The sequence below is a fragment of the Methanolobus sp. ZRKC2 genome, assembly GCF_045291185.1.
In the GTDB taxonomy this organism is placed as follows: domain Archaea; phylum Halobacteriota; class Methanosarcinia; order Methanosarcinales; family Methanosarcinaceae; genus Methanolobus.
Genome location: NZ_CP146980.1, coordinates 61,165 through 78,369 on the forward strand (window position 1 = coordinate 61,165; position 17,205 = coordinate 78,369).

At 41.0% G+C, this 17,205-nt stretch carries 17 protein-coding genes; 11 read left to right on the plus strand and 6 right to left on the minus strand.

Annotation, left to right across the window (positions count from 1 at the left end; all coding sequences use genetic code 11):
* The first annotated feature begins 293 nt into the window (after positions 1–293).
* From V7O62_RS00270 to V7O62_RS00290, 5 genes are read left to right on the plus strand one after another with little or no spacing between them, the layout of a single operon-like run.
* Positions 294–533: a ferrous iron transport protein A gene (locus tag V7O62_RS00270; RefSeq protein WP_406657012.1), complete on the plus strand. Its 240-nt coding sequence runs from the start codon at positions 294–296 to the stop codon at positions 531–533.
* Between the two features lie 7 nt (positions 534–540).
* Positions 541–780: a ferrous iron transport protein A gene (locus tag V7O62_RS00275; protein ID WP_406657013.1), complete on the plus strand. Its 240-nt coding sequence runs from the start codon at positions 541–543 to the stop codon at positions 778–780.
* A gap of 27 nt (positions 781–807) precedes the next feature.
* Entirely contained in the window at positions 808–2,820 is a 2,013-nt protein-coding gene (feoB, locus tag V7O62_RS00280; protein WP_406658309.1) for a ferrous iron transport protein B, read from the plus strand.
* 16 nt (positions 2,821–2,836) lie between these two features.
* Positions 2,837–3,277 (plus strand): hypothetical protein, encoded by a 441-nt coding sequence (locus V7O62_RS00285; protein ID WP_406657014.1) that lies wholly within the window; start codon positions 2,837–2,839, stop codon positions 3,275–3,277.
* A gap of 6 nt (positions 3,278–3,283) precedes the next feature.
* Complete coding sequence (locus V7O62_RS00290) at positions 3,284–3,583, plus strand: FeoC-like transcriptional regulator (protein ID WP_406657015.1); 300 nt, start codon at positions 3,284–3,286, stop codon at positions 3,581–3,583.
* Positions 3,584–4,086: 503 nt separating this feature from the next.
* Here V7O62_RS00290 and V7O62_RS00295 read toward each other — a convergent pair.
* The 3 genes from V7O62_RS00295 to V7O62_RS00305 all read right to left on the minus strand — a co-directional run bounded on the left by V7O62_RS00295 (position 4,087) and on the right by V7O62_RS00305 (position 6,864).
* On the minus strand, positions 4,087–4,533 hold the full coding sequence (locus V7O62_RS00295) for a DUF2023 family protein (protein WP_406657016.1): 447 nt from the start codon (positions 4,531–4,533) through the stop codon (positions 4,087–4,089).
* Between the two features lie 21 nt (positions 4,534–4,554).
* Positions 4,555–5,004, minus strand: a complete 450-nt coding sequence (locus V7O62_RS00300) for a flavodoxin (protein ID WP_406657017.1) — start codon at positions 5,002–5,004, stop codon at positions 4,555–4,557.
* A gap of 879 nt (positions 5,005–5,883) precedes the next feature.
* Positions 5,884–6,864, minus strand: coding sequence for a dimethylarginine dimethylaminohydrolase family protein (locus V7O62_RS00305; protein WP_406657018.1), 981 nt, complete (start codon positions 6,862–6,864; stop codon positions 5,884–5,886).
* Between the two features lie 244 nt (positions 6,865–7,108).
* Between V7O62_RS00305 and V7O62_RS00310 the strand changes: the two genes are divergently transcribed.
* Entirely contained in the window at positions 7,109–7,516 is a 408-nt protein-coding gene (locus V7O62_RS00310) for a pyridoxamine 5'-phosphate oxidase family protein (protein ID WP_406657019.1), read from the plus strand.
* A gap of 163 nt (positions 7,517–7,679) precedes the next feature.
* Here the strand turns inward: V7O62_RS00310 and V7O62_RS00315 are convergent, their stop codons facing one another.
* The 3 genes from V7O62_RS00315 to V7O62_RS00325 form a co-directional block, all read right to left on the minus strand.
* Positions 7,680–8,720: a DUF4367 domain-containing protein gene (locus tag V7O62_RS00315; protein ID WP_406657020.1), complete on the minus strand. Its 1,041-nt coding sequence runs from the start codon at positions 8,718–8,720 to the stop codon at positions 7,680–7,682.
* Between the two features lie 347 nt (positions 8,721–9,067).
* Entirely contained in the window at positions 9,068–10,570 is a 1,503-nt protein-coding gene (locus V7O62_RS00320) for a zinc-ribbon domain-containing protein (RefSeq protein WP_406657021.1), read from the minus strand.
* A gap of 92 nt (positions 10,571–10,662) precedes the next feature.
* Entirely contained in the window at positions 10,663–11,955 is a 1,293-nt protein-coding gene (locus V7O62_RS00325; protein ID WP_406657022.1) for an SPFH domain-containing protein, read from the minus strand.
* Between the two features lie 126 nt (positions 11,956–12,081).
* On the opposite strand from V7O62_RS00325, the gene V7O62_RS00330 reads away from it, so the two are divergent.
* From V7O62_RS00330 to V7O62_RS00350, 5 genes are all read left to right on the plus strand, one after another.
* Positions 12,082–12,237 (plus strand): hypothetical protein, encoded by a 156-nt coding sequence (locus tag V7O62_RS00330; RefSeq protein ID WP_406657023.1) that lies wholly within the window; start codon positions 12,082–12,084, stop codon positions 12,235–12,237.
* A complete protein-coding gene (locus V7O62_RS00335; RefSeq protein ID WP_406657024.1) occupies positions 12,237–12,806 on the plus strand; it encodes a hypothetical protein in 570 nt (189 codons plus the stop codon). The genes V7O62_RS00330 and V7O62_RS00335 overlap by 1 nt, the downstream gene beginning before the upstream one ends.
* A 58-nt stretch (positions 12,807–12,864) precedes the next feature.
* Positions 12,865–14,022 carry an AAA family ATPase gene (locus V7O62_RS00340; protein WP_406657025.1) on the plus strand — a complete coding sequence of 386 codons (1,158 nt, stop codon included), beginning with the start codon at positions 12,865–12,867 and terminating at the stop codon, positions 14,020–14,022.
* A 9-nt stretch (positions 14,023–14,031) separates the two neighbouring features.
* On the plus strand, positions 14,032–15,777 hold the full coding sequence (locus V7O62_RS00345) for a zinc ribbon domain-containing protein (protein ID WP_406657026.1): 1,746 nt from the start codon (positions 14,032–14,034) through the stop codon (positions 15,775–15,777).
* A gap of 70 nt (positions 15,778–15,847) precedes the next feature.
* A complete protein-coding gene (locus tag V7O62_RS00350) occupies positions 15,848–17,140 on the plus strand; it encodes a hypothetical protein (RefSeq protein WP_406657027.1) in 1,293 nt (430 codons plus the stop codon).
* Positions 17,141–17,205: the final 65 nt, after the last annotated feature.

The following is a 17,205-nucleotide window of genomic DNA, read 5'->3' on the forward strand; positions in this document are numbered from 1 at the left end:
TTTCCAAAATTGTTTGAGTAAGCAATGTTTTCGTTTAATATTAAATTAGTGTTTTGGATCAGGTGCTAAAAGCAGTTTTCAATATTTCTTAATATCTTAATTAAAAATAAATTTATTAATTATTATATATTTTTTAGTTATAGCAGGTATTTTTTTACAATCAAATGAATTTATCTGTTTAGTATTAGTTGATACAAAAATTTAATATAGATGCAATACCAATTTGCAACTCAAATTATATGTAGGTTAACCTACTATTATCCTATATAGCAATATAATGGAGTTGATGCTAAATGACTGAGATGACACTTAGTAATCTCAAACCAGGCAATAAAGCCAAAGTAATACAGGTAACAGGAAAAGGTAGTGCAAGAAGGAAGCTTCTCGATATGGGTATGGTTCCTGGTATTGAAATCCAGATGATCAGAACTGCTCCTTTAGGAGACCCTATAGAAATTCTGATTAAAGGATATAACTTGTCCTTGAGAAAAAGTGAAGCTGAACATATAATGGTACAGAGTACCGGAGTGTGATTCTTTCGTGCCAGGAGCAATTCCCCTTGCCATGCTTCCTGAAGGAAAGGAAGGAAAAATCGCCTCTATCAACGCTGGCAACAAGCTGAAGTTGCGTCTTACGGAAATGGGATTTACTGAAAATTGTTCTGTAAAGGTTGACAGGGCTGACAGAGGTTCCCTTGTGGTGGTAACGAATGGCAGCAAATACGCTCTGGGTAAAGGGATAGCTATGAAGATAATGATCACGGATTCAAAAGTCTATTAAGGTGGAGTTTTGGTGAAAAATAAAAAAATGACGATTGCTCTGGCGGGCAATCCCAATGTTGGAAAAACTACCCTTTTTAATGCAATTACGGGTGCAAGACAACATGTGGGGAACTGGCCAGGGGTAACTGTGGAAAAAAAGACGGGTAAAGCGACTCACAATGGTGTTGAAGTAGACATTGTAGATCTGCCGGGCACCTATAGTCTTACTGCATACTCACTCGATGAGGTTGTTGCAAGGGATTATCTGGTTGAAGAAAAACCCGATGTTGTAGTACACATCGTAGATGCAACAAACCTCGAACGTAATCTCTATCTGACCACACAGTTGATGGAGCTTGGTGTTCCTGTTATCATTGCTCTCAACATGTGGGACCTTGCAGAATCAAAGGGGGATAAGATAGATATCAAGAAGATGGAAGAATATCTGGAAATCCCTGTTGTAAAAACAGTTGCTAACAAAGGAATAGGAATCGATGATCTTCTTGAAACTGCACTAAAAGAGGCAGGCAGGGGACCACATCACCAGCACGAAATAAGCTACGGTGACGAGATTGAAGAGAAAGTAATCGAGCTTGAAAAAGTACTTGTAACTGACAGCAAACTTGCAGAGAAATATCCTCTCAGGTGGCTGGCTGTGAAGCTTCTTGATGGTGATGAGGAAATTGCTGAGAAAATAAGCGAAAGCTCCGTTTCCTCTCAGGTCGACAGGATGGTAACTAAGGTTGATAAAGAGCGATATGAAGCAAAGATGGCTGATAAGCGTTATGAGGTAATTAATGCAGCTCTTCCCCAGTTCTGTTCCAAGTGTGTTAAGGAAGTTACTTTTTCTGATATGGTGGACAGGGTTGTCACGAATAAGAGTTTTGGAATACCCATTTTCTTAACTTTGATGTGGGCTGCCTTTGAAGTTACCTTTACGGTTGCAGTACCTTTCATGGAAATGGTGGATATGTTCTTTGGATGGGCAGCCGGATTTGTTGCTGAAAACATCTCTTCACCTGTGCTTGGTTCCTTCCTCGGAGACGGAATAATTGCAGGTGTCGGATCAGTTCTTATCTTCCTACCCAATATTGTTCTCCTGTTCATGATGATTGCCTTGCTTGGAGATTCCGGTTATATGGCTCGTGCAGCATTCATTATGGATAAATTTATGTATAAAATAGGCCTCAACGGAAAATCGTTTATACCCATGATTATGGGCTTTGGTTGTAACGTTCCTGCAATAATGAGTACAAGGACAATCGAAGATGAACATGACAGACTTGTGACAATACTTGTAGCTCCATTCATTTCCTGTGGTGCCAGGCTGCCTGTTTATATTCTTCTTGCGGGGGCTTTCTTCGGAAGGGATGCCGGGGCAGTAATTTTCGGTCTTTATGCACTGGGTATTATCGTTGCGATTCTCTCTGCAAAACTTTTCAGAGGTACTTTAGTGAAGGGAACTGCAGCTCCATTCATTATGGAACTGCCTCCCTACAGGATGCCTACTCTGAAGGCAAGTGCTATACACATGTGGGATAAGGCTTCCCTGTATATCAAAAAAGCAGGTACGATTATTCTTCTTGGTGTTGTTATTGTGTGGCTGCTGGCAGCAATACCAGCTCCTGGAGTAGATGCGGAATTTGCCTCTGAAGAAATATTAGGTACCGGGGATTCTATGGTAGGATACATAGGACAACTGGTAGAACCACTGGTTGAACCACTTGGTTTTGACTGGAGAATTGCCATTGCCCTGATATTCGGATTCGTTGCAAAAGAAATCGTAGTCGGTGCACTTGGAGTTATATACGGAGCAGGGGAGGATGAAGATGCGCTTACAGAAATACTTGTAGGCGGAGCAATGAATCCTCTTACTGCCCTTGGACTCATGGTATTCACCCTGCTCTATATGCCATGTGTTGCGTGTGTTGGTGTTATCAAGTCAGAAACTGGAAGCTGGAAGTGGACACTTTTCTCAATAGTCTACGGAACTGCACTTGCCTGGATTGCAGCTTTCCTCATATATAATGTAGGCAAGGCTATAGGATGGGGCATTTAAATTTGAGGTGATAAATATGTCAAATACAAGTAAAAAGATCTTTGCACTGGTGGCAGGTATTCTCTACGTAGGGGCCGGCTTACTCCAGATACTGGAAAGATTCGGTATTCAAACAGGTCTTGCAGACCTGTTATTGATACCTCCTGATTTCTTCGGCGGATTCTGCTTTGTGGTTATCGGGGCAGTATTCCTTTACGGCTTCAAAGAACTAACTTCCGGAGATTATCTGGGTGTTTCATATGTTTATGTAGGCATCGTCCTTGCACTGATATTCATGGCAGTCTATCTTTTGATTATCGGGGCAGGAATTCTTGGACTACTCATCCAGAGTGGTGAATATGAAGGATGGACTATCATAGATGGTATCAGGCCGGGAATTTATCTTGGATTCCTTGCTTTAGCAGGATACATTGTATGGAGGGATAATTTTTCCACTTCATTGAAAAACGTAGCATGAGGTACAATGTTAATAGGTTATCGATATATGCTCAAGGAAGTCGCAAAGGCCCTGACAGAAGACAATATAACCTTTGGCGAGCTTGCACGAAGACTAAACCTCAGTCAGGAAAAGTTGAAAGATCTTCTTGAGACCATGGAGGACAGGGGCGACATAGAGAGCTCATGTGCAGATGAGCAAACCTCTGTGAAAAAAAAGTGTAGCGGATGCGCCATGGGATCTGCATGTTGCGACACCGGCGTCGGCTTTACTGCCGGCAAGACATACCGTCTTACCGAACAGGGGAAAAAGGAATGCAGTAAATAAACGAATTAAGAAATTTCTAGGCTTTTGTTTAAAGAGCTGTTTTCATGTAGAACAGCTCTTTTATTTCTTCATTTTTTAACCTATATTGGCAGTATGCAGCGTATTTTCCTGGTTTTCTGATTTCTTTGAAAAGAATTTATTTTTGAACAGAGCTCTGAGAGTCAGAGTATTTTTTTTTGAAGCTATTACCTGATGAGTGCCAAATAGGTAAGTCATACAACAAAGAATACAAAAGCAAATCCATTTTACAGTAAAGTATAGAATGAGCTCTGTAGATAAGGAATCAGCATAAAAGGGTAAAGCATTCATAGAATAGAGCAAGGTATGTATTGGACAAGTCTGAATCAAAACAGATACTATGAAGATTTCTAAACTTTCTAGGGATTCTCCGACATTTGCAGGAGAGAAAGTCAGGAAAATTTGATTCATCCTGACTGTAGCAAAATTGCTTAATTTACTTGATTGGTATAAGTTTTAAGTTTTCTCTACAAAGCCGTTCTTGTTCAACAAGTTATTCCAATCATTGCATTTTCAACCATTGCTTTTTCATTATTAATTCTCACGACTTTATTTTCAGCTATATCTTCCTTTTCTTTTCTTTTTATATAGCGCTCGCATTGTTTGATCTGATCATATCCCAGCATTATCCCGAGTATAAAGTCCTCTTCATCCGTGAAATCCGAAAGACTTTTCTCACCTATTCTTTCGAGAATATCTATACATCTGCGGTCTCCGAAAAACACATTAATTTTCTGATTTGAAGATGAACGAATCAGGTAGCTTACGTTTTTCTTCTCAAGCAGACTTATGATCTCATCTTCAAGAGTGATATTGGATGTATGCAGTATCAAATGCCTGATTCCTTTCTGGTATTCGTAAACATGATGTCGTAAGATCTGCATATTTCCATGAAGATGTGTTTTCAATAGTTCTTCATCTATATTGTTCAATTTGATTGCACCTCCCATGTTTCAAGACAGATCATTTACACTTTTAAGAAGATTATTTACCCATTTTCCAGCTATGTCAAACTGACTCTCTACATCACCGTCAATCTTCAGACCTTCCAAAACTATCTTTGCTCCACAGCTTCCCAGCCTGTTTTCAAGGATGTCGACAGCCTCGCAGAACAATGGATAATCACTATCTCCAGGGCCAAAACAGGCAGCAAGTCTTCCCTTGAGATCAATTTCTTTCATTTCTTCTTCAAAAGTAATAAAGTCATCCTGAAGTTCTCCGTCACCCCATGTTGAGCATCCCAGCAATATCAACTCATAAGCAGTCAGGTCTGAGGGATGTAAATCTGTTACTTCAGCTAATTCTACATCTCCGTTATACCTCTTTATGTTCTCTTCAATTTCCTCTGCCAGCTGGAGTGTATTTCCTGTAGTGCTTCCGTATACAATAATAGTTTTTGTCATTCTTTTCCTCCTTATTCTATTGTTTTTTTGCAGTTATTTTCAAAAAATTAATTACAGCGATCAGATTAAAGTGAATTTTTCAAATCCATATTCTGAAATGTCTGAAACGTTGGTGTGTTCTTCTTGATAATCTGCAGCTCATAACTCTCATCCTCCATTCAAACGGATCCGTTTTGATTCTTGTTTGGAACGTACCATTTGTTCATTTACTCTAGTTCACGACATAATTTTTGGTATCCAAATTTAAGTTTGTACTCCAATATATCAGTGCAATATATATCAATTTATTGGTTAGCCTACTTTACTTAGTCATGATTACAAAAAACGATTGGTCCAATGAACTTTGAATTTTGAAAAGACTATTGGAGGGAAGTTTCAATGCTTAACAAGCATCAATCTATGAGGTTGAATAAGCTCTCAATTTGGTTTACCGGATACTCAAAATTTATTCGATATCAAGGTGTTCCAGCTTAATCGCTGAGTTATTCTGATTCACTTTTGGATTCAAGTAGCCGAAAAAGTAATTTATTTCTATGAGTGAGTATGGAAAATTAATCCTTTGAGAAGAGTATAAATTTTACAATCTGCTGTTGAATGCTTTCAGTATTGGCAAAAGATTGAGGCAGATCTTCATATGGTTACTTTAGTGTTTGGAGGCTATCAGACAAAACATTGGAGAGACCAGCTTAATGGTGATAAAGGAATTGCAATCCTTAGGCAAATTACGTTTTATCTGATAGCAAATACTATACAGCTTTGAATAGATATAAATGTATTGTGTATCCTAATAATATTAGAAATACAAACACAATTTGAATAGTTGGAATACTTGCTGATTCAATTCAGCTTGTAGAAGCATATCAGAAGATAGCTTGTTTTTCAATCTAGGTTACTTTCTCTGATTAGAGGATGATGTGAACAACGGAAAGAGCCACCCCAAAGTGAAATTTTGTCATATGGCAGGGTATACACAGTTTGACCGTGTTTTTTTAGGGCTTCTGCCACTCCTTTATGCTCAGAAGCGCAAATATAGGTTTTTTCATCCAGAACCAGTCCGTTGCAGGCCAGTCGTGTAGTATCGTCTACTGAGACATCAATCAAGTCCCATCCATTGAGAAATTCAGGCAACTTGTCCATAAAGGCATCGCGGCAGATAATAGCCAGACCTGGACGTGGCAGGCTCAGAACTACATCAAGATGCAAAAATCCACGTTTGAGGCGAATGGGATGCACCTTGTATTCCGTTCCCAGAAAACGCTGCAACCATTGGATGCCAGCCAAATTCGAGCCATGTCCAGAATATCCTGCGTAGATGTCGTGACCAACCAGAAGCACATCGCCTCCCTCCAAAAAAGGGCCGGGACCATATCCGCCTGTTCCTCGGACCGGTACGGCCTGTGGCATGGAGATCCAGTTGGCGTTACTGTCTTCCAATCGTTTCTCAAGCGCGCGCCGGATTCCGAAACGCTCCTTGCGTCGATCAAACTCCCGCATTGAGGTTTCAATCACGTTATTGCCGATGACCAGCACCGGGTCACGGGTGAAACATTGCTGAACTCCTTTCTTAAAATTAACAAGAAAATCCTCCTCATCGGCTGTAAGGGGCTCTGCTCGATGTACCACAACACCAAGTGACTCCAGCAATTTGACAAACGCATCCATTTGAGCCACACTGTTTTCATACAGATCATTATCAGCATCCTTCAGTAATTTGCCCTGATTCTCTTTGATGAACTGCTGAACTTCTGGAGTGACAAACTCGTATTCATCACTCCATTCTGGTATTCGCATGCTGACGGCTGTGCCAACAATCGCCTCTTTCAACTTCCCCCATTCGTGATGAACTTTTATTGCAGTCATTTTATTCTCCTCATTCTTCTTTGAAAATGACTACTCATGATCTTTAATATTGGAGCAATCACCCATACAAAAAGTTGGATATTTATCCTATATTGTTTAATTGGAGGATTTTTCGGGATTTTTCTTCAGTTTTTCTCTTCTTGTTTTTGTATTATTGATTCGAACTGACTGATGAAAAAGTATAAACTTCATTGATGTGTAAGTTATCTAAGACTTTTTATTTTGATATTCAGAGGCGACATTAATGGTAAAATTAACAGATGAGATGAAAGCAGAATTCGCAAAGATGAAGATATTCCCGTTCGCAACCGCTTCAAAAGATGGTATGCCAAACGTTATTCCTATAGGTATGTGCTTCCTTCAGGAAGATGCAGAAACTATATGGATTGTTGACAATTTCTTCCTTAAGACAATAGAAAACCTCAGGGCAAATCCAAAGGGTGCACTCTATGTATGGGGTCCCGAAGTTAAGGGTTGTTTCCAGATAAAGGGTGACATAAAGATCATTGACAGGGGTGAGGAATATGATACCATGAGAAAGATGGTAAAGGCAAAGGGTGAACACTTCCCTGCAAAATTCCTTGTCAAAATGAAGGTAACAGATATCTTTGAGTGCGGTCCGGGTCCAAATGCCGGAAAGAAGTTACTTTAAAAGTAGCTTCAAATTTTTTTATTTCATTTATTGCTCTTTTGGTTTTTCATTTACGGTTGCATATTCCATTAAGGTGAGAAGTATGGACTAGTTAGTGAAAAATAGAAATAAACACGATTCTCAAGACAGGAATCGCATATATCTCTTCGACTTAAATGGTATGTTACTTCATTGATTCGGCGATCCGTATTATTTCATTTGTGTCAAGGGAACCACTGATGCTTATGACTGCATCTTCGATTTCCCACTGTAACACTCTGGTATCACCATACGTCGTATATAGGTCGGCTTCTACACCATTGACTGAAATCTTTTCACTTTCCAACAGGGAAAATTGACTCGAATCCTTTTCTCCTTCATAGAAGTTTTCAGATATAGCAATTTTGTTTTCTCCATTTGAATAGATCAATGTGAACGATCCTTTTAGACTGGCTACAAGTGAATTATTACTGAACAAGACTTTGTCCTGTTCATATCCTTCCGGAATGTGGGAAGGGAGACGTATTTGGAATGCTGATATTTCCTGTGCTTCCTCAAATGTCATGTCTACAGGAAGGAGATTGTCAAAGTCTCCAACATCTATGATCTCTGCACCCTCGGGGATATCAAACTCAAATTCATCATCAGATATGCCAGTATTTACTTCAAAGTTCCTGTATTCTACAACGATCTGATATGTTTCCTTTGTTCCCATCTCAATTTTCAATGGTGTCCATGTCTCTTCATCAACCCATACTGTCATATTGGATCCGAATAAGCTTTCATTCTCTTTTGAACTTAACTTAATTACATAAGTATTCCTGCCGTTGAAATCCTCAATTCCCATAAGCGAAACATCGCTTTCGTTCAACAAACTGCCAATAACTGTTGCATAATCTATTTCGAAATCTTCAGGAATCTCTGGCATTTCCATTATGGTCACTTGGTTTGTGTTCGGATCATAAGTCCACATTTTCTCTCCGTTAGTAACAGTTGTCTGACCTGCCAACTCTTCCGGTAGTATGACAACACTCTTCATCTTGTTGGGATTTTTCTGGATAGTTTCATATTCCATTACCTGAACTTCATCTCCCATTGAGGTTTTCATGTGCACTGTGGCAGAGGTATCCTCTATGTTTTCCTGCTTTTCCTGCATTTTCTCAGCTATCTGGTCAGCAGTTAAATCTTCACCTATACAACCTGAATTGAACAGTGCTATGCACATCAAAAACAATAAAAATAATATCTTATATTTCATTTTCATCCGTCCACTCTTTAATTTGTATCAGAAACGTACGTAAATAAGGCAAAAAACGGACATTCTGAATATTGAGTTTACTTATCAAATAAAGTAATGGTTATAGTAAAATAATTCTATATAGTCGTTATGGCCTGAAGTTCCCACTATAGTACATTTCTTCTGTCCTGGCTGATAATAGCAAAAAAGCAAAATCAAAAAAGTTCCACTTTAATTGATAATAAGTAAAATATGCAACTGGCGAAAACTAAAACAGGGAGAATTGAACAAGATCGTGTCCTCTCTTTTTGACAGGATTGGCATAAGACCTGATTTCATTCAAGTCTTTCACCACAGTTCATGCAGAACTTCTCTCCTGCCTTTGCTTCACGTCCACAGTTGGAACACCTGTTTTTCTCGTTGCCGATGTTGGACCGCTGGATTACACTGTCAGATATTGTGGTCTTGTTGATGTTGTACTGTGTAATCGAGTCATCAACAAAGAGTTTGATGTCTGTCCTCTTCCCTATCTCCTCCAGTATTTTATGGTAGAATCCTGTCAGAGCTTCTTCCTTTTCTGCCCAGGCTTTTACAATGAGGCGGGACTTGCGTTTTCCTACGACTTCTATATAGGCTGCATATTTCAGACCCGCCACTCCTTCGGCATAGAAACGTGCTACTCCGGTGTAGAGCTGCTGGGTGGATGTGATCTCCGGGGGGATCATGTAAAGGTTCATGTCCTTGAGGATGCGTGTGGCTATGCCAAAAAGGTTCTCTGCAGGTATTTCCAGATCTTTGGTATCCTCCTCAGCGATCAGCATTTTCCTGACATCTTCTCTCCAGGTATATTCATCGGTCTCCACTGTTCTAAGGACAGGACAGACAATATCAACCATTTTGTTGGAGAGATCAAGCTGGATATGCTTCTTTTGGCTATAGTCATAGTATCGGATGTTGCCGGAAATGATGCAGTTACCACACTCTCCGGTTGGCCTGATCTCGAATGTGGCAGTTTTACCTTCTCCCGGCTGGAGCATGGAAATAGTCCTGTCTGCTTCCTTGAGCTTGAAAACATCAGGAACAAAAAGACTTACTTTTATATCTCCTACAGGTTCCTGTGATGGGTTCTCTACTTTCACCTTATATAGGATGTTTGCGCCTTTGTATTGCACTGCTGATTTGATAACAACGCCCTTGACTTCCATTGGCTTTGAAGCCGGGGTGGTTGTTGTTGCTCCCTTGGCAGGAGGTGATGTTGTCTTTGTTTGCTTTTTTGGCTGTACTGCCATTGCTTCCTTCTTTCCTTTTCTTCTTTTCAATGATTTCCTAAGGATCAGGAACGGGAAAAAGAGGATTGCAAGTATGGGTATAAGATTGGGAAAGCCTTCACTGTCTGAACTGCTGTCGTAATAGTTCTTATCATCGTAGTAGTAGGCATCGTTAGTGTTGTCTGCTGCTTCTGCAGTTGACTCTGTATCGAAGCTACTATCATAGAAGTAGACATCGGATAACAGCACATAATCAGTATAGTCGATCGTGTATGTATCTTCAATGTAGAATTCGAGCTGGATGACATCGTCATCGTAGTAGAAATAATCGCCTGCTCTGTAGTAGTTTTCTGAAAGAACAGTCCCATAATAGGTTATTGTTAACTCTGCGCCGTCACTATATGTGTCAACGTCAAGCACATTCAGGTAATAGCCGCTACTAAGTTCGACAAATTCACCTTCCATCAGGACTACATCGTATTCATCAGCAGAAGAACTTACGGCAGTCGGGGTAAAAAACAATATTATGAGGATGAATATGAATGGATGCCTTAGATGTTTTAGTGTCATTTGCCACCCGTATATTTTTGAAAATAATATGTACTTCGTTTTTATTTAATTTAGGGTAAGGCTATATTAAAAATAAATGTTGCGGGAACTATTCAATTCCCTGACAGTTGCTTTCCGCACTGGCTACAGAAACTTGCTTCCGCAGGTACTGTGGAGCCGCAGCCTGAACATTTCCTGACAGTAGGTGATGTTTTGCCATGTGCAGCTCCCATCATGGCAGCATCCAGTCCCTGTCTTCTGTATGAATCAGCGCGCTCTCGATCTTCCACATCCATCATGAAACGGACTTTGTCTTCCTTTGCGATCATCTCACTCTGTCTGACCTTTGCCAAGGCTTCAAGCTGTGCAGCCGACATCTTCCCGTACTCACGTCCTTCGGTGACAACCTTCGCAGCATCGGCTCCGCCGCTTTCTGTAATTGTTTTAAGGTATTCTATGTCACGGCCGTGCTCACGGTCTTTCATATCCTGCTCGACCTCGAGTTCTGCTCTCATGCCCCTGGCCTTTGTAAGCTTGAGTTCTTCCTTGAGGGCAATGGCTTCCCTTGCTTCCCTCATATCTGCTTCATGCTGCAATTTTTCGAGCTCAAGTTGGGATGTCACATCCTTGTACTGCTGGCTACGTTCGAAATCATTCTGCGCAGCGGTGCTTGCGTTGTCTGCACGCAGTTCGGCTACATCTTCTCGTCCTCTGCGCTCGGAATCTCCTTCCACTGCAAGAGTATCCAGTTCTGCAAGTTCTTCAGTGGTGTTGAAGTCATTGGTAGCCTGCATGACTTCACCATAGGAACCAATATCCCATTTGACTGTGTATTTCAGTGTCTCAAGTCCCCAGAGTGAAAGGGTTGACTTGAGTCTCATCTCCAGCTCATTCTCCAGTTTAAGGCGAAGATCCCTGTTACCATAAAGTTTTTCCACACTCTCCTTGCGGACCTCGGGTTCAAGCACTAGTGTTATGGTCTCACTCTCAAGTCGGTCATAGATATCCTCTACTGAAAGTATTCTCTCGCCTTTCTTGTCAGGAGTAGTATAGGAGTACAGCATCTGGAAGAAGCGTTTTGGTTCCTGTATCCTGAATCTCAGAAGTCCACTGCAACCTACCTTTTGATTATCTAATGTCCAGAGTTCAGTTTGTATCCATTGGAGGTCCTTGGGTGATGTATCCATGAGTGCCACATCTACATCTTTCCCGATGTTTCCGGGTTTCAGGATGCCTCCTACTCTGAGTTTTCCTTCATCAACGGTTTCCTGGACCTCACCGTTCTTGATCATGGCTGCTTTTTCGTTGGGTGAGAGAATTATATCCTTTCTGAAAAAACCACCTACCTGACTTTTTGGTACGACTCTGGCGATGTCGTTCTCCTGTCTTTTCCACTTGAATGCCATTTTAGTGCCACCTTTTGCATATCATTAAATATCGGGCAATTTTCTGTTTTATATATTGGATAAGTATTATATATAATGTTTTCCATTGTATACAATAGTAATTAAATGACTGTGAAGTTGAAAACTATGAACAGATCTTATCCGGTAAGCGCCAGAATATCTGAGGACAGTAAAATATATCTTGATAGACTTGTAGAAATGGGTATAGCCATTAATACGTCTGAAGCTCTCAAGTTATGCATAAGGTATGCTAAACAGAAAAAAATGGAGGAGGAACTCTAATGGTGTTCAAGAATCCTTTCAAAAAAGTCTCTCCCGAGGAAATGAAAACAAAGCTCTCAATCTCCGAGCAAAGGCTTACGGCCCGTGAAAAAGAACTGAAGAAAAAGCAGGAAAAAGCAAGATCCGAAGCCAAGGATGCTCTTGCAAAGGGTAACGACCGCGAGTTCAGGGTTGCCTCAAGACGTTATTCCCTTGTGGAAGGCCAGGTCAACACTATTGGAAGCATGGTTGAGATGGCACAATCCATGTCGGATGTAATTGAGATGCAGACTGGTCTCAAGGAAGTCGCTGAAATCGGTGAGGATCTGGGCCAGTGGCAGAAACAGCTTGGTTTTGATACGGGAAAACTTGAAAGCGCAGTCACTAATATTCGTACTTCCATGGAAAAAGTGAATACTGCAAGTACGATGATGACATCTACAATGGATGCTGCCATGGGTGGTAATGCAGAGCTGACTGAGATGCAGGACTCCCTGAGATCCGAATTGCTTGCAGAACTCAGCAGTTCAGAGCCCGCAAAGGATGAACTATCAAAAAAGATAGATTCCGAGCTGGCAGAAACAGAGTAATTGCTGCCTGATTGTAAGAATGGAGAAAAACCTAAAATCATTTATGTGAGGTGCCCATTTGACTTCAGCGATCACCCTCGCAGCCCAGGCACGCGGATATTCAAAGGCCGCAAAGGACCTTGAAGACAGCGGCCAGCCTGAAAGGGCAAGGCAGCTTTATCTCAAGGCTGCAAAACTCTATAATGATGCTTACTCTTCAGCAACAGACGATATAGACCGAAATACCCAGCGTGATCTGGCAGAACATCTTTTTTCCAAGGCACAATCTCTCAAACCCTCTTCTGCCAAATATTCTAATAATGGCCTTGAGAGCTCTGGCGGTTCCGATAGTAAAGACGAATCATCACTGTCCAAGGATGATCTTATTCTCAAAGAAATTCCAAACATCGGATTTTCAGATATCGGAGGTCTTGAGGACGTAAAGGAAGAAATACGCAAAGCCATTATTTATCCATTCACTCACAAGGACCTTTACCAGATGTATGGTCAGAAGGCTGGGGAAGGTATACTTCTCTATGGTCCTCCTGGTTGCGGTAAAACAATGATGGCAAAGGCTGCGGCAAAAGAATGTAGTGCGGATTTCATCAGCGTCAAGACCAGTAGCATTGTAAGCAAATGGGTGGGTGCTTCCGAGAAGAACATTAAGCAGATATTCGATACGGCAAGGCAGGGTGAAAAGTCTATTATCTTCTTCGATGAGATAGATTCTGTAGCCGTCAGGCGAAGTGAAAGTGAGGATTATGCAAAGAGGGTCGTAAATGAGATGCTGGCCCAGATGGACGGTGTGGATACTGCCGGAGATGACCTGCTTGTGCTTGCGGCAACCAACGAGCCATGGTCCATAGATCCTGCACTGAGACGTCCGGGACGTTTCAGCAAAATGGTCTTCATACCTGAGCCGGACTTTGAGGCCAGAGTGGCAATTTTTAATATCCAGCTTAAGAATCGTCCATTGGATGATGATGTTGATTTAAGAGTCCTTGCAGAAATGACTGAATCCTATTCAGGTGCCGATATATCTTCTATATGCAAGGAGGCTGCGGACATTCCTCTGGGAGAAGCTCTTAAGGGGAGAAATGCACGCAAGATTGGCATGCAGGATTTTGCCATTGCGGTAGGCAAACGTAAACCTTCCATTACAAGCTGGTACATCGGAGCCAGAAAAGCTATACAGAAGACTGGTGAAGAAGAGGTTTTCAGCGAAATTATTGGGTAAGTGATTAAAATGATGCGACTCAGGCGGTCATACTTCGATCCCAGGGATAATCTGCGTATAGGTATCCTCATTGGTGCCTTCTTCGGACTCGCAGGTGGATTTAAGGGTCTTTTAGGAGGGGTTGTAATAGGTGTGTTCATGGCTCTTCTGACAGCCTATGTCGTGCAGAATGTAAAATATCAGAATATCTATAACAATTCTCATAATAAAAGGGACCCTCTATCATATGCTTTGTTTCTGGGATTCTTACTATCTATCTTTGGGACAATAGTCTTCTCTTCTTTCGAACCTGCTGGGCTTATCATCTTTTTTGTATGTATGAGTGTTGCTCTCAGATCGGGGCTGAAAGTCAAGAAAGATATGAAAGAGAAGGAAGAAAAGGAAGGATTGAGAAGGGACAAGCAACTGGAATACGAAAAAAGAGTAAGTGAATGCCTTGAAGTAAGACTAAGCATACAGCAACCTCTAAAGACGGGGCTTGAGAACCCTGTTAAGATTACTATTAATAATCCTTCTTCCGAGTCCATAGAGAACATCAGAATCAAGTATGTTTTTTCCAGAATGGTGAAATGTGATGAACCGGAGCTGCATATTGATGTGGTCCCCCCGGGGTCTTCTAAATACACGGCATTATTCATTTATCCGAGAATGTCCGACACAATAGAGCTTGGGAAGCTGGAAGTTTCATATCTTATTAACAGGAATTTCTATCGTAAAGCTCCCATAGATATAGGTCCCTATGAATCCGTCCAGTCTTCGGTTGAGCATGTGGCCGGTAATACTTCTTCTACAGGTCTGCAGGTACTACGGGAGACTGAATTCTATCAGGGATTTATACGATTGAAGATGTCGATTTCGAATATCTCTTCCCTTGTTGTTACTGATGTTGCTCTTGAATTTGATTTTGACGAAGACGTTCTCAGGATTGACCGGTTCGAACCCGCATATACAACCAGAAATGGTAAGCTGATTCTGGGCAGCATTGAAGGTAACAGTTCAAAGTCTGTTGCGGTATATTTTGATCCATTGATATGTTCCAGGTCTACGGAAATAAAATGCCAGGTGTCTTTCAAGGATGCCAAGGGACAACTCCAGAACACTCTCATGCAGGCAAAAAAGATAGCTGTTACATGTCCGATAATGAAGACCGATTCGGATATTAATATAGGGATGCTCAAGGAATTCCTTGACAAACTTCCTTTCAAGGATAGTAAGGTCTACAAGATCGAATTTCTTCCTGATGTCGGTGAACTGGTTACTACCTGCCGGGAAACGGTCCAGAAGCATGATGTAAGGCATGTCCGCTCGTTCAGGACAACAGATGACAGGGTTCATGAATCCTGGTATTATGGAAAGACTAAGGTGAAAGGTCATGTTGTGATCCTGAAAGTAACAATCTCCGAGGATACCGGCAGCATCGAACTGTTCGGTGCTACCGAGACTGCTGAGTCACTTGTAGGAATGCTTGCCGAACTTGGTCGTGAAACGCAACAGGACATAGCTGCCCTGAACATTGGAAGCGGGGGTGTCAGTCAGATCGTGAATGTTGTGATCAAGGATTCAATTATACAGCGCAGCAATCTGCTTAACTCCTGCGATATGAGTGGTTCATGTAATGGTGAAGTTGTAATAGATGACAGCATTATTCTCGGAACAGATATGAATGCTAACTATTGTCCTTCCTGTGGCTCAAAATTGTTCTCCGATGCAAACTTCTGTACTGATTGTGGTGCTAAAGTCAGATTGTTAGATTAATTTAAATATTACATTTTATATATTAATAAAACCAATTTTAGGTTATTGAATTAAAAGTAAATGTGATCTGATGAAATTACTGGAACTTCCGGCTGGTATAATAAAATCATTTCCTCATGCTTTGCTGAACAGAGCAGGCGGAATAATGGGGATATTTTTTCAGTTGTATCTGTTGATATGGATATTGTGGATCGCTTTTTTTGTCTCCGGGAGCGCAAATTCCATTCCTGAGATAGCTTATCTCCAAACTTTAACTTATCCTGGGGTGCCTTTATTCCTGCTGCCTGCTGTGATATGCATTCTTGTTCCTTACTTACCTGTCTATCTGTTCTGGATATATGATAGAACTGTAGGAGCTAAGAGACGAAGAAAAAAGGAAATGAAAGCCTATGAGTCTGTCAAAGCTGATTTTAGTATTCCTTCCAGAATGGAAGTTGGAATGGGCAGCTCTGTGTCCTTCCAGATTAGTAATCCGACTAAGTCAAAGATAGAGAATATCTGGGTCAGGTCCATCTTTCCAGAATGTATAAGGTGCGATTCTCCCGAGGTATCTTTGGGTATGCTGAAGCCCGGAACATCCAAGTCAGTTTCAATTTCATTTGTTCCTCTTTGTGCCGGGAAGGCAGATCTTGGTCTTGTTGACTTTTATTTTGAAATGAATGGAAAAGAGTTCAGGAAAGAACCTTTTCCTCTCGGAACTCATGAGATAACTCACTCATACCTGGATATCAATACAACAGTGCTGGGTCTTCTTAAGTTCGGGCATACTGCTCCCCTGCAAGTAAATCTGAGTAATAATTCTCAAATGCCACTGACGGGACCGAGTTTAAAATGTTTCTTTTCGAGGAATATTGATTCTGATTCCTCACTTTTTACCCTGGAAGATATTGTTCCTGGATCGGAAAGTATCCTGTCATTTGATATTATCCCTAAGGTAAATCATGAAGCAAGTCTTGGTTACTTCAACCTGAGATTCCATGTAAACGGCAATGAGTGCTATATCGGACCTGTAGATTTTGGTAAGTACCAGATAATTTCTCCTGAACTTGATGTCAGGATGAATATGCCTACTGCTTTTTACAAGGATGTCCCTGTATCTATCGGAATAATTGTAGATAACCTCTCGGAAGATTCTTTATCAAATGTTTGTTTCACCAGTTGTTTCTCATCGCAGATAGAATGTGAGGCTCCTATTGTTTCGATACCGGATATTGAACCCGGTTCATCACGTTATACTTCTATTGCAATGAAGCCTGTGACAGGTGGAAAAGTTGACCTTGGTAATCTTAATATCTCATTTGAGGTTAATGGCAATCTTTGCTACAAGGAACCTATAGCTTTGGGAACGTACAGGATAACGTAAAATAGGCATTCAACACAACATTCAGAGTATATTAATGACTAATTTGAGATAAAAATCCCTGTAAA